Raw genomic sequence first — 19,157 nt, forward strand, 5'->3', positions numbered from 1 at the left:
GCGGTTATATTCCGGATAAATCCACATCCTTGATATTCTCGAAAACGAGGGCAACCAACAATACGAGAATTGTTCAAGAATACCCTAAATTCGTGTTTCAACACTCACGGATTTAGGGGTGTTCTACAAAAACTTAATGCAAAATAATGTAAAATAACGTTATCAAAACAGGATTATCTTGTTATCATATTGCGAGCCGCTCCCATTCCGCTCCCATTCCTCCCCTATTCCGCTCCTATCAAAATAACAATATATTAGATTACAATAGTAATTATTAACATTCAAGTAAGTCTATCATAACAATTTGAAAACAGGATAATAACCCTATCAGATAGAAATTTCATTTAAATGCCCACTTTACTGGGACAAATCACTATTTCCCCGACTCCCTATGAGCGTGGAAACAATTGCTTCTATCGAATTCGTGTTAAAATAATCCGGAATTAAGAATAATTGAAGGGCTATATGTTCAATGCTTTTTGGATCATTTTTTGATACTCTTCATCATCCAATTCTATCTCCAGCATAATCTTCCGTTTGGACGATACACTCTCGGCTTTTTGGGAATGACATGCCCCAATAATATTATTTTCTTGTCTCAACTTCTCCGAGAACAGACTAAACAAGTCCACATTCAACACCATGCAAATCTGATACAACAAATCTGTATCAATAGATTGACGCTTGAAAAGATGATATACCAACGTCCTTTCTTTGTTAATCATACGAGCGAACTGGCTGGCACTCAAACCACTTTTCTCGAACTCTTGCCTTATAATCTCTCCTATATCCAATTTCATAGTTCAAAATTACGAGAATTATCACGAGAAAAGTTTTAATAAACGTAATATATAACCACAAAAATGTTGAATATTATTTGCACATGTAAATTTTATACCATACTTTTGTCAATTGAATACAACAAGGCGTTTGTAAATGTATTAAATAAATTATTGAATTATTAAATGTTTAATTAAAAAACAAGGTGTTATGAGAAAAATAAGTTTATTATTTGTGTTGATAACTGTCGCCTTATTATCATCCTGCGTGGATGACAAGGAATCTGCTACAGTTGAACAAATCCGTACCGCAAAAACGGAATGGCTGAAGGCACAAGCCGAAATGCTGCAAGCACAAGGAGAGGCTCAAAAATTACTGGCAGAAATCGAAAAATTGAAAGTAGAGAATGAAGCTAAAAATGAAGCAGCTCGCCTTGAAATTGAACGTTTGATCGCAGAAGCCAACGTAGCCAAAACGGAAGCTGAAGCTGAAAAACTACTTGCAGAAGCTGAAAAGATTCGGAATGAAGCAAAAGCAGCAGAAATAGCAAATGAATATCAACAAAAAATTTATGAACTTGAATACGAAACTCGTAAAGCCGAGGAAGCATACAAACAACAAGATTTTTTGAACAAATTAAATGCCGCCATTATTGCCGGTAAACTCAACCCGGAACTAGAGCAAATGTATGCAGACTATGTCAAAGCCCTGCGGAAACTTCGTAATAATCAAAACGAAATCGCCAATAACGAAGACAGAGTAAATCGGTACAAGAATCTCATTTCTGATAATTTCGAGGTGCACCTCGCTAGTTTCCAAGAAATAATAAAAGAAAATCAAGAAAAAGTAACCACTGCAAAAGAAGCTATTGCTGAGCTTGAAGCCTCAAAAACGCTGACAGACGCCGCTATTGAAAAAAAAATCAATGAACTTAATACAAAGCTTGAAGAACTTACCAAAGAGCTTGATTCCAAAACGGCAGAAATGATCAATACTGCTGACGAAGCAAAAAAATTATTGAAAGCTATTTGTGATGCAAAACAAGCAGTGGAAACGGCCAAACAAGAGGCTATTACCAAAGAAAAGGCTTACGAAAAAGCAAAAGAGGATTACAACAGCAATCCCACGAAAAAATTGATCTCTCCGTTCGATATAACAGTTGTAACAAGCAAAGGAACTGAAAAAACATTCTCTTTCCCGGGATATCCTGAATTCGAACAAAATATCACAACCAAGATTGCTGCCGAGAAAGACAGACAAGCAACTGCTATTAAAGAGGCAACTACAGCAAAAGAAGGAGCTGAAAAAGAACTAGCTGAAACAAAAGCAAATTTAGGAAAACTAGAGAAAGCAGCAACAGATGCAAAAGCTGCTTTGGCACCACTTGAAGAAATAATCAAAGAACAAAAAACGAAACTTGAAAAAGCGACAAAAGACAAAGCTACTTACGAAGGTAAAGTAAACGAATTAAATAATAAAAAGACTGCTGCCCAAACAGATTACGATGCGAAAAAAGGCGTGGTGGTAAAATATACCAACGAGCTGAAAGATCCGGATCTACTCCTGAGAAGAAAGCCGAGTTAGAAGCTTTATTGGGTGTTGCCAAGACAAATGAAGCAAAAGCTTTAGCTGAACTGACTAAAGCAAGCGATGCCGTAACAGCAAACGATGCCGCATTAGCAACAGCTAAAAAAGATATCGCTGATGCCACCAAAGCTCTTGAAGAAAATGAAACAGCATACGAAAAGGCAAAAGAAAATGTCACAATCACACAAAAAGCATACAATGATGCTGTTGCTGCTGTTTCGGAAATCAATCAAGGTGAACTTGTTGTTAAGGTACAAGAAGCAATTGATGAATTAGAAATCGCAACGTTACTAGCCGATGAATTCAACACGATCGTTGACAATGCAGCCAAAACAACCGAAACGTTACTGGCTGAGATGAATCAAGCCAAAGCAGATTGGGATGAAGCGGTAGCCAACATTGAGGCGACTGAACAGAAAAAAGAAGAAGCAGAAGCGGCTTTAGAGAATTCAGCATACACCACATTAATAAGAGAAGCTAATGAATTAAGCTCTCAAATAGAGCGTATTAATCGCCTGTTGGAAATTCTAACTTCTTTAGACATCGAAAGCATCAATGAGCAAATAGAGACCTACAAAAAAGAGATAAAAACAGCAGAAGAAGCCATCGCTAAAGCAGAGCAATCCATCAAAGAATTCAATGCTCTTGCAAGTGACGAAGAAAAGAACGAAGAATTAGAAGCTTGCATCAGAATACAAAATGAAGAATACCAGGCAGAAATTAATGTTCTCAACAACGAGATTTCAAAACTCAAAGAAATCCAACCTGAACTACAAGCACGTGTTGACCGTTTACAAGCAGCTATTGATGCCGCAGAAGCAGCACTTGCCGAATAAGTAAAACCCAATGCCAGTGGGGATTTCCCCACTGACATTCACTAAATTTGTATATATGCTAAAAAGAGTATTGACAATTGCTATCATCATGACAGGATCGGTACTGCTTGCCAACGCACAAACAAAAGATGATTTTACACCAAAGAAAGGGGACAAATCCGTCTCTTTAAATTTAGGTGTAGGCTCGTTTGTCGGTATGGAAGCCCCGGCCCCGGATTTGAGCACCTACAATATCTCCGCCCCACAAACCAGCTGGTTCGATAAACAGTTGTCACTGAATTTCGAATTCAGATGGATGTTTGCGAAAAAATGGGCGCTGAAAGCAATGGGAGGATTTTCATTCAAGCATAATCCCGAGTACAAAGCTTTACCCGGTAACAGCACGGATGGAAAATTCGAAACCGGAGACATTCCAGATTACAATTTCGTAACATCAAAAGATAAGATAAAGTATTCCATTGTCCTCGGAGCGGAAAGATTCGTGAAAACCAAATATGACAAACTATTTTTCCGTTATGGAGGGGAATTTGGATTCTCTTACGGGAAACAAGAAGCAAAAGCGGATGACGAATCCTATCTAGGAAAATCTATTGGAGAAGCTTTCGGATACCGGGTTGCCGGTGTCACCGGATTCGATTATTTCGTCTCCAAAGCACTTTTTATTTCTATCGAAATTCGACCGATTGCCTATGACTACACGGTATATAATATCCGACCACAAGTCGGGTTGAAACTCCTATCATCAGACACTCACGGATTTGATTTTCTATCTAACCCGATGTTGAAAATTGGATTTAGATTCTAAAATTAATACATAAAAAATAACCCATCATTTGCAAAATTCCGTTTGGGTTATCAAAAGCCATCCCGGGTTATCTTGGGGTGGCTTTCAATATTACAAATACAAAACAAAGCATTACACCAATACTCCCTATCAACCGACAATTATGTTGACGTTTATTTGTTATTATCAATTTTATATTATAATTTTGCAAAGAATATTTAGGTGAGATATTCCTCTATTGGAACTAATGTATACAGGCTATTTCAAAAGTGATGGAAAACGTTGAATTGTATACTCAAAATATTTAAGATGCAACCAGCTCGGAGAGGCCGGACAACTCTTCGAGATATTGAAAGGGGTACGTGACGTATCCCTTTCTCCTTTTAAATAGTGCATATTTATTTTTACCTTTTGCATAATTATAGTGGTGATTTATAAGGTTTATCAACCTTTATATCGTAATTTTGCCACGTAATCAAAAAAACACATATATGTCTAAGATTGTAGAGGTAAATGTTCAATCCGAAATCGGAAAACTGAATGGAGTGATACTCCATACACCAGGCGAGGAGGTAGAAAACATGACTCCCGAGAACGCTGAGAGGGCGCTCTATAGCGATATTCTAAATTTATCAATCGCACGAAAAGAATACAAGCAACTCAGTGAGGTTTTAGGTAAAATCACGAAAACCTACCAGGTCAAAGACCTCCTGACAAACATTTTAAAAGACGATGCCATCAAACTGGAAGTGTTGAACCGCATCGAAAAGATAGAGCCTTTTATTGCTGAAACAACCCCCAAAGGATCAATTAAAGATCAATTGTTGGATGAAAATGCCGAAGATTTGGCCCGTTTGCTGATCGAAGGGGTTGAAATGAAACGCGACACGTTGACCAAATTCTTGAATAAAGATTGGTACGACTTGCGCCCGTTACATAATTTCTTCTTCACCCGCGATGCCTCCATGAGTATGTACAACGAAGTACTTATTGGTAGGATGGCTAACGCTGTTCGTGATCGCGAGGCAATCATCATGCAATCTATTTTTGACTTCACGCCCGGATTTAACACCAAGACGTTAAGTTTGAACACAGAATCTGATCCCCTTCGTAAATTAACCATCGAAGGCGGTGACGTACAGATTGCACGGGATGATATATTGGTTATCGGTAACGGTATGCGCACGTCAACCCGCGCTATCGACGCCTTGATGTATAACTTTATCAACCGAAACGAAGACAAGGTACAACATATTCTTGTACAGGAACTACCCCATTCCCCGGAATCCTTCATTCACTTGGATATGGTGTTCACTTTCCTAGATAAGGACAAATGTATGGTTTACGAACCCTTGATCATGAGTCCGGGCAATTACCAGACGGTTCACATCAAGATTCAACACGGGAAACTAATCAGCATCCGCCGGGAAAAGACATTGTTACACGCCCTGAAAAAACTGGGTATGGACTTGGAACCCGTGTATTGCGGTGGAGAAGACGAAACTTGGAATATGGAGAGAGAACAATGGCATAGTGGTGCAAACTTCTTCTGCGTGGCCCCGGGTAAAGTGTTAGGCTACGCACGCAACAATTATACCGTTGAAGCCATGAACAATGCCGGTTTCGAGATTATTCGTGCCAACGACGTGATCAGCAACAAAGTCGATCTGAGTAAATACGAAAAATACATGATCACCATCGAGGGATCAGAACTTCCCCGCGGAGGTGGTGGTGCAAGATGCATGACCATGCCGATCAACCGCGATGCTGTTGAATGGTAAAATAAAAAAGGGCTGATTTTTTTCAGCCCCTTTTTATTTCTCTCCTACATACAAACTGGCAATTCCAAAAGTCAGCCGCTGTTGCGAAACATTCGAGTAACCGGCACTCCGCATAATATCCAGAAAATCCTTCCCCTGCGGAAACGCGAACACGGAGGCTGGCAAATATTCATACGCCTTCCGGTTTCCGGAAATCACTCCTCCCACAAAAGGCAGAATATGTTTAAAATAAAAATTATACAACTGTTTCATCGGGAAATGTTCAGGCGTCGAAAATTCTAGAATAACCACCTTTCCCCCGGGTTTCAGCACCCGACACATTTCTGTCAGTCCTAATTCAAGATGTTCAAAATTACGCACGCCAAAAGCAACTGTCACGGCATCAAAAGTATTCGAGTCGAAGGTGAGGTTCTCGCTATCCCCAAACTGAAAATCAAGCTGATCAGATAACCCCTTTGCTTTCGCTTTCTCCCGTGCCACGGCCAGCATATTTTCCGAAATATCGGCCCCGACCACTCGTTTCACTCCATGTTTCAACGCCTCGATCGAAAAATCTCCCGTCCCGCAAGCAATATCCAACACCAAATCCTTTCGCCCCGCACCGACAACTTTCATTGCCTTCTTACGCCAGCTCTTATCTATACCCATAGACAACAGATGATTCAACAAATCGTACTTCGGTGCGATCCCGTTAAACATCTCCTGTACCTTCTCTTTTTTAGCCATGACTTTATTCTTTTATTTCGGAGGCGAAAATAACGAATTCTACCACGTTTTAAAAGATTACAAACAAAGAATCGCGAAAACTCTCCCAAAAGAGTTCCCGCGACTCGGAAATATAAACTCAAATCAAAACCTCCAAAGGGATATTATTTACTGGAAGTCCCGCTTTCCAGAATACTGACAATCGAGAACAGGGAGAAACAAATACCTCCCAAACCGATCAGTACCCGGGCAGGCACAAAAAATGCATTATCAACCGTCGATTCTTCAAAAAGGAATGCGCCCAGAAAAAGAGCCAACAAGGCAGTCATCACGGGAATCAACGGGATACGATTCGCCAACTTGAACTCTTGACGCCACACTTTGGCTAATAACAGAATCTTACTGGAAATACTAAAACAGACAAGACCTAAACCGATCAGAATAAAACCGGTTGTATTCACGGGGACAGGTGCTGCCAACAGCTCAACAATTCCCCCCACGATGCAGATTGTCCCCATGAAAAACACCAGTCTTGGCCAATACTTCCGATCCTTCTCGCCATAATCATTCCTGATCTGACGAGATATACTTGCAACCAGCCCGATCAAACTCGTACAAATACAAGCCAATCCGGCCATCACGCTCCCGGCAACCAAATGATCACCCCCGGAGCCTGACAATAATACTATCGCCCAAACCCACGCTACCGTGGAAAACAAAACGGTTAACCCGATCAACACTGTTTCCGTCGTAGCCGAGAAACCGTTAGGATTAATTTTATCGCTTGTCCCGTGTGAATTCACCGGAATAAGTGTGAATTTAGTAGATGAAGTTGCTGCCGTTGAAATACAAGCCGCGATCAACGACACGCCACAAATCACGTGTCCCGGGACAAATAAATTCTGCGGTTCAGGAGAACTGAACAGATAAATACCCCAAATCATCGTTCCTAAAGCGAATAAATATCCCATACCGGGTAATAAATATTTCGCAACAGGGTTATACGTGTGGATCAGTTGCCGAATAATCGTGGCTGCCGTGGCAAACAACGCAATACAAAGTACGCCTAATGAAAATACGACCGGCCCCGCTACCCACCGTGCTTCATCATTCCCGAATCCAAAAATATACCCTCCAAAGAAAAAGCAAATCAACGCCATCAACAAGGGAATAAATCGAAACAATACACTAATTCCGTAATTCATAAGTCATTTATTTAAATTCCTATGAATATACGGCGATTAACATATTCGGTTACCCCGTTTACTTGAAAAAAATATAAAATAAGAAAAGGCCGTTCGCTACTCTTCGTTCAAGACCCTCCACAGCATATCTTTCAATTCCATGATTCCACTCCCCGTCACGGAAGAAATGAACACGTAGGGAATATCCGGTAAATCTTTCTCCATTTCAGACATCAGCTCCTTATCAATAAAATCCGATTTACTGATAGCCAGAAGTCGTTTTTTATCCAACAACTCGGGATTATACTGTTTTAGCTCGTTCAACAAAATTTTATACTCCCCGTGAATATCCTCACTATCCGAGGGAACCATAAACAACAATACAGAATTTCGTTCAATATGCCGCAAGAAACGAAGTCCCAAACCTTTTCCCAGATGCGCCCCCTCAATGATTCCGGGAATATCAGCCATCACAAAAGAACGGTTATCCCTGTAATTCACAATTCCCAAATTCGGAACCAACGTGGTAAACGGATAGTTCGCGATCTCCGGTTTTGCCGCGGAAACAACGGATAACAATGTCGACTTACCCGCATTCGGGAAACCCACCAATCCGACATCGGCAAGCACTTTTAACTCTAGAATAACATTCCGTTCCACCCGGGGTTCTCCCGGCTGCGCGTAACGAGGCGTCTGATTTGTAGCTGAACGAAAATTCCAGTTACCCAAACCACCACGCCCCCCTTTGACAGCAACACAAAGCTCTTCGTCTTTCGTGATCTCGCAAATCGTTTCCCCGGTATCCGCATCCCGGGCAACAGTTCCCAGTGGAACATCTATAATGACATCTTTCCCGTCAGCTCCCGTGCATAAATTCCCACTCCCGCTCTCCCCGTCTTCTGCATACACGTGGCGCTGGAATTTCAAGTGAATCAAGGTCCAGTAATTCCGGTTTCCCTTTAATATCACGTGTCCTCCGCGTCCACCATTACCACCATCAGGTCCTCCCTTGGCAGAACGTTTATCCCGATGAAGATGCATAGATCCCGGCCCCCCGGCTCCACTACGACAGAATATTTTCACGTAATCGACAAAGTTCGTTGATGCCATTCTTTTTATTTTAGATTTATAATTTTAAATTAAACTCCTCCGTCAGCTTCGCTGCCACCTCCTCTATAAACAGAGGAGGAGCTGGTAACTCTTCCCAAAGTCGAAAAGTAATTCAACTCTCCCTCTGTTTATAGAGGGAGTACCCCGAAGGGGGGAGGGAGTTTGTTTTTTCATTTTCAATTTTCATTTGTTCCCTCGTCCACCACGTACAAGTCTGGATAATTACGTCCTAACCCGTCATAATCCAACCCATGCCCTACCACGAAATCATTCTCCAACGCAATACACTTGTAATCGATCGTTAGGTCGTACTTCAACGCTTTCGGTTTGTAGAACAAGGCAGCCACCTTTACTTGTTTCGGATGTTTCTCTTCCAACATTTTTTTCATATGCATAATGGACTCTCCCGAATCAATCATATCCTCCAGAATCACTACGGTTCGTCCCGTAATATCTTCCCGTAACCCGATCAGGTCCTGAACCTTTCCTGTCGAGGACAATCCGGCGTAAGAAGCAATCTTCACGAAACTGATTTCCGTCCCCTCAATCGTGATATGTTTCAACAAATCAGCCACGAACATAAACGCCCCGTTCAACACTCCCAGAAACAAAGGACGTTCTCCTGCCAGTTCCCGATTAATTTGAGTCCCCACCCTCTCTATTTCCCGGTCGATCACGTCAGCCTCAATCATCAGTCGGAAACACCGATCATGCAATTTGATTCTTTTCATCCTGTGCATATTTCTCTTTTGAATGATAGACCTATCGTCTCTCTAATCCATTTTTTTATTTAACTTTGCGCAAAAGTACAACTTTGAATTTAAAATCCGGTAAAAATATGGACCCAAAAGTAAGTATTATCATGGGTAGCACGTCAGACCTGCCCGTAATGGAAAAAGCCGCAAAAGTGTTAAACGACTTTTGCATACCTTTCGAGATCAATGCCCTCTCCGCTCACCGCACTCCGGCTGAAGTGGAGTCTTTTGCCAAAAATGCACAGAAACGGGGTATTGAAGTTATCATCGCCGGAGCCGGAATGGCCGCACACCTACCGGGTGTTATCGCTGCCATGACGCCAATTCCCGTGATCGGTGTTCCCATCAACGCCTCTCTCGACGGGATGGACGCTCTTTTAGCCATCGCCCAAATGCCTCCGGGCATCCCGGTTGCCACCACCGCCATCAACGGGGCCATGAATGCCGGTATTCTGGCTGCACAAATTCTGGCTGTTGGCGACAATGCATTAAAAGCTAAAATCGTGGACTTCAAAGAATCTTTGAAAAAGAAAATCGTCGATGCCAACAACGAACTGGCAAAAGTAAAATACGATTACAAAACGAACTGATCTCCCCCGGAAAGAATCAATATAACAAGGGGCTGTCCAAAAAGTCATTTTTCAAACTCCCTCCCGGCTTCGCCGTACTCCCTCTATAAACAGAGGGAGAGTTGAAATACTCCCGGTCTTCGGGAAGAGTCACCAGCTCCTCCTCTGTTTATAGAGGAGGTGGCACGAAGTGACGGAGGAGTTTTTGAAATAAAATAACTTTTTGGACAGCCCCATTCTTTATTTACTACCCCCAAGAAACAGTTTATCTTTCGATCAAAAACTATAAATCATAACTTACAAACAAAACAAATTCCCCATTTTTATAAGTTATAACTTATAAATTTCCTATATTTGCCGTACATATAAATCATACCATATAAAATGAAGATTATTGATCGTCCATTATACAGCAAAAGGATAAAACCTTTTATCGGAAAAGGTATCATAAAAGTACTTACCGGTCAAAGGCGTGTAGGCAAGAGTTACATCATGCTACAACTCATGGAAGAAATCAAAACCGATCACCCGGATGCTAACGTCATATATATAAATATGGAATATGAAGAATTTCGAATGATTCATAACGATCAAGATCTTTCCCAATATTTGAAGACACAAATCAACCCGGCAAAGGCCAACTATTTATTCATTGACGAGATTCAGGATATTGATCATTTCGAACATACCCTTCGTGACCTTCAAGCCAAAGACTCCTGTGATATTTTCTGCACGGGTAGCAATGCCAAAATGTTATCGGGAGAACTAGCCACCTATTTATCCGGCCGATATATAGAATTTCACATCCATAGTCTAAGCTACCCGGAATTTTTACTTTTTCACCAGCTCCCAGACGACCAGCAAAGTTTGACGAAATACCTTACTTACGGAGGATTGCCTTATCTTTCACGCTTGGAACTGAATGATGAAATGGCATTTGAATATTTGCGTAACGTGTATTCAACCATTTTATTAAAAGACGTTGTTAAGCGAGAAGGTATTCGTAATATTGATTTTCTTGAAACACTAGCCATATACACGGCCGACAATATCGGAAATCTCTTTTCCGCGAACAATATTAGTAAATACTTGAAATCGCAACGGGTAGATATTTCAACACTTCAAGTTATCAATTACCTGAAGGCTTTAAGTAACGCCTTCTTAATTCATAAAGTGGGACGAATAGAGATTAATGGCTTGAAAAAGTTTGAAATTGGAGAAAAGTATTTTTTCGAAGACATCGGGTTACGTAACAGTCAAATAGGCTTTGACCTACAACGTGATATTCATAAACTTATCGAAAATGCCATATATTTACATCTCTCAATCCTACAATATGAAATCTACGTGGGTCAACAGGATGGTCTTGAAATTGATTTCGTAGCTTTAAAACAAGGTAAGAAAATCTACGTACAAGCGACTTATCTCATTGTTGACGAGAAAACAAAAGAACGGGAATTTGGCAATCTATTAGCAATCCCCGATAATTATCCCAAATACGTGGTCAGCCTTAATCCCTTAAACACAGGAAGTAACATTGAAGGCATTCAACATCTACACTTGGCAGACTTTCTAAAAAAACAAGATTTTTAGAAAGATTATCCAAAACATTTTATACCTTTGAAACATCGGCTATTTAGGTGTGTTCACTCATATGATTAAATTCCCGTCAACACGAATTTTAATCTGAATATTTATACCATGCGACAAATTACATATGTCGTTATCTTACTTTTCATTATCCCCTACTCCGTGTACTCACAGAGCATTCCGGATATCGAGAAACTCTTGGAAACAAACGACATCGAGTCATCGGAAGATTATTACGAGGACATGATCAACTCCCTAATCCGCCTCTCCGCACAACCGATAAACCTCAATTCAGCCGGATTCGATAGCTTGAAAATGTTATTTTTCCTTTCCGATGCGCAGATAGACAATTTACTGGACTTTCGTAAAAAACACGGGCCGTTTACTCACCCGAACGAACTTCTACTCGTCACCGGAATCAGTCAACAGGATTTATCCAACATCAAACCATTTATACGCATCGGAACATACACCCCCGAAAAGCAATCCCGTTATCACCTATCGCAAGAAATTCTCGCCCGCTTAAAAATGACCCGCCCAAAACAAGCCGGTTACAAAAAGTACAGCCGGAAAGCCTTTTTGTATGAAAAGGACTATCTCGCCAAAAAGCAAAGCCGCTTTCAAGGACCACCCGTAGGTACATTACTAAAATACAAAATATCAAACCAGCAACACTGGCAAGGGGGACTCACGTTAGAAAACGACCCGGGAGAAAATTATTTCTCGAAAAGCCAAAAAACAGGATTTGACTTTCTTTCTGCCCACGCGTGCTACACCCCGGGAAAAATCATCCACCGAATCATTGTCGGGGACTATAAATTACAATGGGGACAGGGACTACTGGCATGGAGCGGTTACTCTTCCGGGAAATCGACATCTACCCTTAGTAACGAGAAATCCGGAAATGGTATTGCTCCCTACACTTCTACCGATGAAAACCGATACTTGCGAGGCATGGCTGTCAGCCTGCACCCGACACGCACGATTACCACCGAAATCTTCGTATCTTACAAAAAAACAGACGGTAATCTCGCTGACCTCGACACCCTCTCCCCAAAAACTGTACAAACGGCCACCCTTTACGAAACAGGTTATCACCGAAACCTTTCAGAATGTGAGAAGAAACACAACCTAAAAGAATTCACAACCGGCCTGTCCACCCACCTCAATCATCGGTATTTCCGCATCGGCGTCCAATTATTACACTACAACTTTTCACCCGCCCTAACCATCGGCAAAGCCGCTTACCAGCAATACAACGAAACGGGCCACCAACGTACACTCGTAAGCGTGGACTACAAAACCGGAGGTTACCATTTCTACCTATTCGGGGAAACAGCACGTAGTGACAACGGAACATGGGCAACCGTCAACGGGCTACGTTACAGTGGGATTCCCCGCTTCGCCTTATGCGCCCTTTACCGCCACTATGACAAAGGCTATCACTCTCACTACAACAGCGGTTTTGCAGAATACTCCAACACAACAAACGAGGAAGGACTATACCTAGGTCTCGAAAGCACCCCTTTTCGCAGTCTGAAAATCAATGCCTATTATGATAGGTTCCGCTTTTTCTCTCCCCGTTATCAGGCAACCATCCCCGGTAATGGCCAAGAAATCGTGGGAGATGTCACGTTCAACCGCTCTCGCTGGGATTGTTCATTTCGTTTCAAACACGAGGAGAAACCGGAAGACGATAAAACCGGAGAAAACCTCCAATCCGTCTCCCGCATAAAACAAGAATACAGGCTCCAATTTACCTACTCCATCTGCGAACAATTAAAATCCCGAACCCGAACCAGTTATACACGTTACATGAAAAAAGAAAAACACGAAGGTGGTTACCTACTCTATCAAGACCTTATGTATTCCTCCCTCCAAACCAACCTAAAAGCCCAATTCCGTTTCGCTTACTTTGACACGGACAGCTACAACACCAGAATATACGCCTACGAAAACAACGTTCTCTACGGTTACTCCTTTCCCGCCCTGTACGACCGGGGTTTTCGTTCCTACCTTAATCTTAACTGGAAACCCTTCACCCTCATCACCCTCTACCTAAAAGCCGGCCTCACCTACTATCCCGACAAATCAACCATCAGCTCCTCCCTAACCCAAGTCAACGACAACAAACTATTCGACCTCTCCTTCCAAATTCGTATAAAACTCTAACAGGACCTAATTAATTTTGTGATTTACGATTGCCGATTAAGTGATTCCTCCCCCACAACCACACTCTCTTCATTAATCACTTAATCATTAAATCAGCAATCACAGCCTCCTTTTATCTTTTAACTTTTATCTTTTAGTTTTTATCTTTCCCATGTCTTCCCTTCAAAACCCTCACCACATCCTCCAACCCGTACCCCTTCGCTATCAACAATACGATATAGTGATACATCAGATCGGCAGCCTCGTTCAGAAATAAACCCTCGTTATCATCCTTCGCCTCGATAACCAACTCCACGGCCTCTTCTCCCACCTTCTGGGCAACCTTGTTAATTCCCTTCCCGATCAGGCGAGCCGTATAGGATATTTCCGGAGATTCATCTTTTCGTTTTTCCAAATACCGTTGCAAGTAAAACAAAAAATCCTGATCCACGTTCTCTTCTCCCCAACACGTATCTTGTCCCGTGTGGCAAGTCGGTCCCACGGGGTTCACCTTCACCAATAATGAATCCCGATCACAATCAGCCAAAATCTCCTTCACCAGTAAAAAGTGTCCGCTTTCCTCTCCTTTTGTCCACAAACGCTGCCGGGAGCGACTAAAAAAACACACCTTACCGGAACGCTCCGTCTCGGCAAGAGACTCCCGGTTCATATACCCTTGCATCAACACCACCCGTGTATCTGCATCCTGCACGATTGCCGGAATTAACCCGGCCGCATCAAATTTTAATTCTGCAATATTTACCATTTCATTAAATATTTTATCGAACAACAATACCTTTTTCTTTCAAAAAACATTTCAACTCCGGAATCCGGATCTGCCCGAAATGAAAAACTCCGGCCGCCAGTACGGCATCCGCTTTTCCCCGAGTCAAAGCCTCATAGAAATCTTCCGGACAGCCCGCCCCCCCGGATGCAATAACCGGGATATTAACCAAATCCGCCACTTGTCCCGTTGCCTCGCAGGCAAATCCTTGATGTGTCCCGTCATGATCCATCGAGGTAAACAAAATCTCCCCGGCTCCCCGTCCTTCCGCCTCCTTTACCCACGAAAAAAGCTCCCGATCGGTAGCCACCCGTCCCCCATGACTGTATACTCTCCACTTCTCACCATCCCGACAAGCATCCACCGCCACAACAATACACTGTTTTCCAAATGCCGCCGCCAACCGATCTATCAAACCCGGGTCTTTCAAAACACTGGAATTTACAGACACCTTATCTGCCCCCTTCTTCAAAAGAGCCTCAACATCCCGCTCCGATGAAATTCCCCCACCCACGGTAAAAGGTATTCGCACTTGTCGGGCCACCCGTTCCACCCACTCCAACCGTGTACCCCGGTGATCGGAGCTTGCCGTGATGTCCAAAAACACCAACTCATCCGCCCCCTCATCTGAATATCGACCGGCCAACTCCACAATATCCCCTGCATCCCTCAAATTCTCAAAATTCACCCCCTTCACCGTCCTCCCCGCCTTTACATCCAAACATGGAATAATTCTTTTTGCTAAAAACATACTTATTAATTTTAGATCCTATCGATTAAGTGATTTTAATGATTTTCGATTAAGTGATTTTAATCATCCAATCATCGAATCGGCAATCACGGAATCTTTTGCATTCTAAACTCTACATTTTAAACTTTTCATAAAAAGCCTTCCCCACGATCACGGCAGAAACACCCACCTCCTCCAGCGCCTGAATATCCACTAACGAACCTACTCCCCCGGATGCGATAAGCGTAATATCCGGATAACGAGCCACCAGCTCCCGATACAGCTCCAAAGAAACTCCTCCCAACATCCCATCCCGGGCAATATCCGTACACATCACATTCTTTAACCCGGGTAAATAAGTTTCTATTAACTCGTGTATCGTCGTCTTCGTCTCCACCTTCCACCCCTGAATACACACATACCCGTCTCTTACATCTGCCCCGACAATAACCCGTTCAGTCCCGTATCTTTCCAACCACTCCCGTGTCTTTTCTCTATTTTGCTGGGCCATACTCCCGATACAGACAAACGAGGCCCCCACATCAAACACCCGACAAATATCCTCGTCACTCTTGACACCCCCACTAAAATCAACCTCCAAACGAGTCGCCTCACAAATTCGTTCCAGAACCCGCCAATTAATTACCCGGGACTCCCTAGCCCCATCCAAATCGACAAGGTGCAAACGCCTCATTCCCATATCCTCGAAATATCGGGCAGCCTCCACCGGATCATTATAATACGTCTTACACTCATCGTAATTGCCCCGGGTAAGTCTCACGCATTTTCCTCCTATAACATCTATTGCCGGAATAACCGTTATCTTCATTTCTCTTACATTTTTAAAAAGTTTTCAATTATCTTTTCCCCAACCCCGGCCGATTTCTCCGGGTGGAACTGACATCCCCAGAAATTCCCTTTCCGAATCGCCGCGGAAAAAGCTATCTGATAATCACACGTGGCAATGGAATACTCTCCAACAGGCACGCAATACGAATGTACGAAATACACCATCTCCCCCTCGACAACCCCGTCAAACAACCCGGATTTCAGCCCCCGAATCTCATTCCATCCCATATGAGGAACCTTACCACATCTCCCGAATTCTTCCACCCGCATCGGGAATATTCCCAAACCCTCCGTCTCTCCCTCTTCCGAATAGGCACACATCAACTGCATCCCCAAACATATCCCCAACACGGGAACCTTCAATTCCGGAATCACCCGATCCATCCCGCTTTCCTTCAATTGTCTCATTGCCGCGGCAGCTTGCCCCACACCCGGAAAAATCACCTTATCAGCCTCCCGTACCACCCGTGGATCAGCACTACAAACCACCTCATACCCCAACCTCTCTATCGCAACCCTCACCGAAAACAAATTTCCCGCCCCGTACTCTATAATTACTATTTTACTCATTTCAATAAAAAATATCATAATCCAATTCTTCCGGGGCTATTCCCAAAGTCATTTTTCAAACTCCCTCCCCCCTTCGGGGTACTCCCTCTATAAACAGAGGGAGAGTTGAAATACTCCCTGTTTTCGGGAAGAGTCACCAGCTCCTCCTCTGTTTATAGAGGAGGTGGCACGAAGTGACGGAGGAGTTTATTTTAATAAAATGACTTTTGGGACACCCCCTTCAATCTAAAATCTCCAAATCTAAAATTAATCCATTCTCCCCTTCGTCGACGGAATCCTTCCTCCGGCCTCTTGTCGGACGGCCATCCTCAAACTACGGGCAAACGCTTTAAAAATAGCTTCTATCACGTGATGCGTGTTCTCACCTTTCGCAGCCACGTGCAAATTACATTTAGCCCCTTCACAAAACGAAGCAAAAAAATGCTTGGTCATCTCCGTGGGAAAATCTCCCACGTACTCCCGGTTAAACACGACATTCCACACCAACCAACTCCGCCCTCCCAAATCCAGCAACACCTCTGCCCTCGCTTCATCCATCGGCAAAGCAAAACCATATCGTCCGATCCCTTTCTTACCCCCTAACGCCTCCGAGAAACATTGTCCCAACACGATAGCCGTGTCTTCGATCGTGTGATGTTCATCCACCTGTAAATCCCCCTCCACGGAAACCACCAAATCTATTTCCCCGTGCCGAATAATCTGTTCCAACATATGATCAAAAAAAGCAATTCCCGTCTTCACCTCGCCCTGCCCCGTTCCATTCAAATCTAACGCAATCCGAACCGCCGTTTCCGCCGTTTTCCTCACTTGCACCGCCTGTCGACTTCCCTGTTTCAGAAAACGCACGACTTTTCTCCAAGAATCCGTGGTTAAAACAATAGGTAAACACTCCATCTCCTCTTTTCCCAGCAATATCCCCCGAATCCCCATATTAACCGCCAACTGCATATCCGTCAACCGATCGCCAATCACGTAAGAGTTCTCCCGATCCAACCATTCATTCAAATACTTTTCGACCATACCGATCCCCGGTTTCCTCCGGGGAGAACCATCCCCCGGCATACTCCCATCAATCAGTATCTCGTCAAAAACAATTCCCTCGCCTGCCAACGTCTTCAACATAAATTCATGTGGTGGCAAAAAAGCATCCATCGGAAACCGTTCCGTCCCCAAACCATCCTGATTACTCACCATAACCAACCGATAATCCGTCTCCCGAACAATCTCCCGCAAGGCTCCAATAACCCCCGGAACAAAGGCCAGTTTCTCCATACTATCCACTTGGTAATCAACCGGCGGTTCCTGTATAATCGTACCGTCACGATCTATAAATAATATCTTCTTCATAAATCACCGAATTTCTTTAATCGCTCGATCAACAAATCATTCTCTTCCCGTGTCCCGATGGTTATCCGTAACCCGCAACTCAACCGGGGCGGGATATGCCGTACCCGAACAATAACACCACCTTCCACCAAATATTCATACAACTCCCGAAAACGCTCACAACGAATCAACACGAAGTTGGCCTCCGAATCACAGACAACCTCCAACCAAGATAAATTCCGCAAGAAACCGATAACCCTTTTTCTTTCCCGCTTGATCGCCTCCACCTTCTCCAAGAAATCAGCCTCATTCCGCAAGACATCCAAAGCCCGCCGTTGAGTCAATGAACCGATATTATAAGGCGGTTTCACTTTGTTTAAATAAATCACCAGTTCCGGGTCCGCCATACAAATTCCTACCCGTAACCCGGCAAGTCCCCAAGCCTTGGATAGAGTTTGCAACACGACAACATTCCGGCAAACCTCCTGCAAAACAACAGCCGATGGCATATCAGTAAAATCAATATACGCCTCGTCCACCACGACAATCCCATCAAAACGAGACGCCACCTCCCGGATACGTTCCAAAGGAATCACGTTCCCCACCGGATTATTCGGCGTGCAAAAGAAAATCATTTTCGTAAACCGATCCACGCTATCAAACAACGTGTTCCACTCCGGCTGGAACTCCCCGTCCAACTCCAAACACCTCACCTCCACGTCATTCACTCGTCCACTTACCTCGTACATCGAATAGCCCGGTGAAAAAACGAGCATATTATCCCGCCGGGGCGTACAAACCGTCCGGATCAACATATCGATCAACTCGTCACTCCCATTTCCCAGTACCAACCGGGAAACCTCCACCCCCTTCAATCTACCGATCTCTCGTTTCAATTCCCGCTGAAACGGATCTGGATAACGATTATATTCCGACGCGAACGGGTTCTCGTTCGCATCCAGCAATGCCACATTCGTCCCCTCGAATTCCGCACGAGCGCAGGAATACGCCTGTAACCTCTTTACATTCTCCCTTACTATATCTCCAAATTCCTTCATCCTAAATT

The 19,157-nt window shown here is 43.3% G+C and carries 18 protein-coding genes; 7 read left to right on the forward strand and 11 right to left on the reverse strand.

What is annotated here, in order from left to right; genetic code table 11:
- Nucleotides 1-461 precede the first annotated feature (461 nt).
- A complete protein-coding gene (locus tag R8806_RS07790; protein WP_087422464.1) occupies nucleotides 462-800 on the reverse strand; it encodes a helix-turn-helix domain-containing protein in 339 nt (112 codons plus the stop codon).
- 190 nt (nucleotides 801-990) lie between these two features.
- Between R8806_RS07790 and R8806_RS07795 the strand changes: the two genes are divergently transcribed.
- The 4 genes from R8806_RS07795 to R8806_RS07810 all read left to right on the forward strand — a co-directional run bounded on the left by R8806_RS07795 (nucleotide 991) and on the right by R8806_RS07810 (nucleotide 5,768).
- Nucleotides 991-2,364 (forward strand): hypothetical protein, encoded by a 1,374-nt coding sequence (locus tag R8806_RS07795; protein ID WP_317715797.1) that lies wholly within the window; start codon nucleotides 991-993, stop codon nucleotides 2,362-2,364.
- A gap of 8 nt (nucleotides 2,365-2,372) precedes the next feature.
- Nucleotides 2,373-3,203: a coiled-coil domain-containing protein gene (locus R8806_RS07800; protein WP_317715799.1), complete on the forward strand. Its 831-nt coding sequence runs from the start codon at nucleotides 2,373-2,375 to the stop codon at nucleotides 3,201-3,203.
- A gap of 55 nt (nucleotides 3,204-3,258) precedes the next feature.
- Nucleotides 3,259-4,008, forward strand: a complete 750-nt coding sequence (locus R8806_RS07805) for a BT1926 family outer membrane beta-barrel protein (protein ID WP_087422466.1) — start codon at nucleotides 3,259-3,261, stop codon at nucleotides 4,006-4,008.
- Between the two features lie 470 nt (nucleotides 4,009-4,478).
- Nucleotides 4,479-5,768, forward strand: coding sequence for an arginine deiminase (locus R8806_RS07810; RefSeq protein WP_124317486.1), 1,290 nt, complete (start codon nucleotides 4,479-4,481; stop codon nucleotides 5,766-5,768).
- Between the two features lie 33 nt (nucleotides 5,769-5,801).
- On the opposite strand, the gene ubiE is transcribed toward R8806_RS07810, so the two are convergent.
- From ubiE to R8806_RS07830, 4 genes are all read right to left on the reverse strand, one after another.
- A complete protein-coding gene (gene ubiE, locus R8806_RS07815; protein ID WP_118304278.1) occupies nucleotides 5,802-6,494 on the reverse strand; it encodes a bifunctional demethylmenaquinone methyltransferase/2-methoxy-6-polyprenyl-1,4-benzoquinol methylase UbiE in 693 nt (230 codons plus the stop codon).
- A gap of 143 nt (nucleotides 6,495-6,637) precedes the next feature.
- Entirely contained in the window at nucleotides 6,638-7,678 is a 1,041-nt protein-coding gene (locus tag R8806_RS07820) for a DUF2776 family protein (RefSeq protein ID WP_087422469.1), read from the reverse strand.
- Nucleotides 7,679-7,774: 96 nt separating this feature from the next.
- On the reverse strand, nucleotides 7,775-8,767 hold the full coding sequence (obgE, locus tag R8806_RS07825; protein ID WP_087422470.1) for a GTPase ObgE: 993 nt from the start codon (nucleotides 8,765-8,767) through the stop codon (nucleotides 7,775-7,777).
- Nucleotides 8,768-8,943: 176 nt separating this feature from the next.
- Nucleotides 8,944-9,498 (reverse strand): phosphoribosyltransferase, encoded by a 555-nt coding sequence (locus R8806_RS07830; RefSeq protein ID WP_087422471.1) that lies wholly within the window; start codon nucleotides 9,496-9,498, stop codon nucleotides 8,944-8,946.
- A gap of 107 nt (nucleotides 9,499-9,605) precedes the next feature.
- On the opposite strand from R8806_RS07830, the gene purE reads away from it, so the two are divergent.
- From purE to R8806_RS07845, 3 genes are all read left to right on the forward strand, one after another.
- On the forward strand, nucleotides 9,606-10,112 hold the full coding sequence (purE, locus tag R8806_RS07835) for a 5-(carboxyamino)imidazole ribonucleotide mutase (protein ID WP_087422472.1): 507 nt from the start codon (nucleotides 9,606-9,608) through the stop codon (nucleotides 10,110-10,112).
- A 363-nt stretch (nucleotides 10,113-10,475) separates the two neighbouring features.
- Nucleotides 10,476-11,684: an ATP-binding protein gene (locus tag R8806_RS07840; protein ID WP_124318001.1), complete on the forward strand. Its 1,209-nt coding sequence runs from the start codon at nucleotides 10,476-10,478 to the stop codon at nucleotides 11,682-11,684.
- A 108-nt stretch (nucleotides 11,685-11,792) separates the two neighbouring features.
- Complete coding sequence (locus R8806_RS07845) at nucleotides 11,793-13,853, forward strand: helix-hairpin-helix domain-containing protein (protein ID WP_124318002.1); 2,061 nt, start codon at nucleotides 11,793-11,795, stop codon at nucleotides 13,851-13,853.
- A 133-nt stretch (nucleotides 13,854-13,986) separates the two neighbouring features.
- On the opposite strand, the gene hisIE is transcribed toward R8806_RS07845, so the two are convergent.
- The 6 genes from hisIE to hisC all read right to left on the reverse strand — a co-directional run bounded on the left by hisIE (nucleotide 13,987) and on the right by hisC (nucleotide 19,149).
- Nucleotides 13,987-14,598, reverse strand: a complete 612-nt coding sequence (hisIE, locus tag R8806_RS07850; protein WP_124318003.1) for a bifunctional phosphoribosyl-AMP cyclohydrolase/phosphoribosyl-ATP diphosphatase HisIE — start codon at nucleotides 14,596-14,598, stop codon at nucleotides 13,987-13,989.
- A 13-nt stretch (nucleotides 14,599-14,611) separates the two neighbouring features.
- The gene (gene hisF, locus R8806_RS07855; RefSeq protein WP_087422045.1) at nucleotides 14,612-15,367 is read right to left on the reverse strand and encodes an imidazole glycerol phosphate synthase subunit HisF; all 756 of its coding nucleotides are present in this window, start codon (nucleotides 15,365-15,367) and stop codon (nucleotides 14,612-14,614) included.
- Between the two features lie 112 nt (nucleotides 15,368-15,479).
- Nucleotides 15,480-16,175, reverse strand: coding sequence for a 1-(5-phosphoribosyl)-5-[(5-phosphoribosylamino)methylideneamino]imidazole-4-carboxamide isomerase (locus R8806_RS07860; RefSeq protein ID WP_151412233.1), 696 nt, complete (start codon nucleotides 16,173-16,175; stop codon nucleotides 15,480-15,482).
- A gap of 5 nt (nucleotides 16,176-16,180) precedes the next feature.
- Nucleotides 16,181-16,765, reverse strand: a complete 585-nt coding sequence (gene hisH, locus R8806_RS07865) for an imidazole glycerol phosphate synthase subunit HisH (protein ID WP_124317628.1) — start codon at nucleotides 16,763-16,765, stop codon at nucleotides 16,181-16,183.
- A gap of 246 nt (nucleotides 16,766-17,011) precedes the next feature.
- Nucleotides 17,012-18,112, reverse strand: a complete 1,101-nt coding sequence (gene hisB, locus R8806_RS07870; protein WP_124317627.1) for a bifunctional histidinol-phosphatase/imidazoleglycerol-phosphate dehydratase HisB — start codon at nucleotides 18,110-18,112, stop codon at nucleotides 17,012-17,014.
- Nucleotides 18,109-19,149, reverse strand: a complete 1,041-nt coding sequence (gene hisC / locus R8806_RS07875; protein WP_124317626.1) for a histidinol-phosphate transaminase — start codon at nucleotides 19,147-19,149, stop codon at nucleotides 18,109-18,111. Before hisC ends, hisB begins: the two co-directional genes overlap by 4 nt.
- Between the last annotated feature and the right edge of the window lie 8 nt (nucleotides 19,150-19,157).

This window comes from Butyricimonas faecihominis (assembly GCF_033096445.1).
Classification (GTDB): Bacteria; Bacteroidota; Bacteroidia; order Bacteroidales; family Marinifilaceae; genus Butyricimonas; species Butyricimonas faecihominis.

Excerpts from the sequence above, each read along its gene's own strand:
- R8806_RS07810 (WP_124317486.1), top strand. The coding sequence starts at position 4,479 with ATGTCTAAGATTGTAGAGGTAAATGTTCAATCCGAAATCGGAAAACTG.
- R8806_RS07790 (WP_087422464.1), bottom strand. The coding sequence starts at position 800 with ATGAAATTGGATATAGGAGAGATTATAAGGCAAGAGTTCGAGAAAAGT.
- R8806_RS07830 (WP_087422471.1), bottom strand. The coding sequence starts at position 9,498 with ATGAAAAGAATCAAATTGCATGATCGGTGTTTCCGACTGATGATTGAG.
- R8806_RS07795 (WP_317715797.1), top strand. The coding sequence starts at position 991 with ATGAGAAAAATAAGTTTATTATTTGTGTTGATAACTGTCGCCTTATTA.
- hisH (WP_124317628.1), bottom strand. The coding sequence starts at position 16,765 with ATGAGTAAAATAGTAATTATAGAGTACGGGGCGGGAAATTTGTTTTCG.
- R8806_RS07845 (WP_124318002.1), top strand. The coding sequence starts at position 11,793 with ATGCGACAAATTACATATGTCGTTATCTTACTTTTCATTATCCCCTAC.
- obgE (WP_087422470.1), bottom strand. The coding sequence starts at position 8,767 with ATGGCATCAACGAACTTTGTCGATTACGTGAAAATATTCTGTCGTAGT.
- R8806_RS07860 (WP_151412233.1), bottom strand. The coding sequence starts at position 16,175 with ATGAAGATAACGGTTATTCCGGCAATAGATGTTATAGGAGGAAAATGC.
- R8806_RS07820 (WP_087422469.1), bottom strand. The coding sequence starts at position 7,678 with ATGAATTACGGAATTAGTGTATTGTTTCGATTTATTCCCTTGTTGATG.
- purE (WP_087422472.1), top strand. The coding sequence starts at position 9,606 with ATGGACCCAAAAGTAAGTATTATCATGGGTAGCACGTCAGACCTGCCC.
- hisIE (WP_124318003.1), bottom strand. The coding sequence starts at position 14,598 with ATGGTAAATATTGCAGAATTAAAATTTGATGCGGCCGGGTTAATTCCG.
- ubiE (WP_118304278.1), bottom strand. The coding sequence starts at position 6,494 with ATGGCTAAAAAAGAGAAGGTACAGGAGATGTTTAACGGGATCGCACCG.
- hisF (WP_087422045.1), bottom strand. The coding sequence starts at position 15,367 with ATGTTTTTAGCAAAAAGAATTATTCCATGTTTGGATGTAAAGGCGGGG.
- hisB (WP_124317627.1), bottom strand. The coding sequence starts at position 18,112 with ATGAAGAAGATATTATTTATAGATCGTGACGGTACGATTATACAGGAA.
- R8806_RS07805 (WP_087422466.1), top strand. The coding sequence starts at position 3,259 with ATGCTAAAAAGAGTATTGACAATTGCTATCATCATGACAGGATCGGTA.
- R8806_RS07840 (WP_124318001.1), top strand. The coding sequence starts at position 10,476 with ATGAAGATTATTGATCGTCCATTATACAGCAAAAGGATAAAACCTTTT.
- hisC (WP_124317626.1), bottom strand. The coding sequence starts at position 19,149 with ATGAAGGAATTTGGAGATATAGTAAGGGAGAATGTAAAGAGGTTACAG.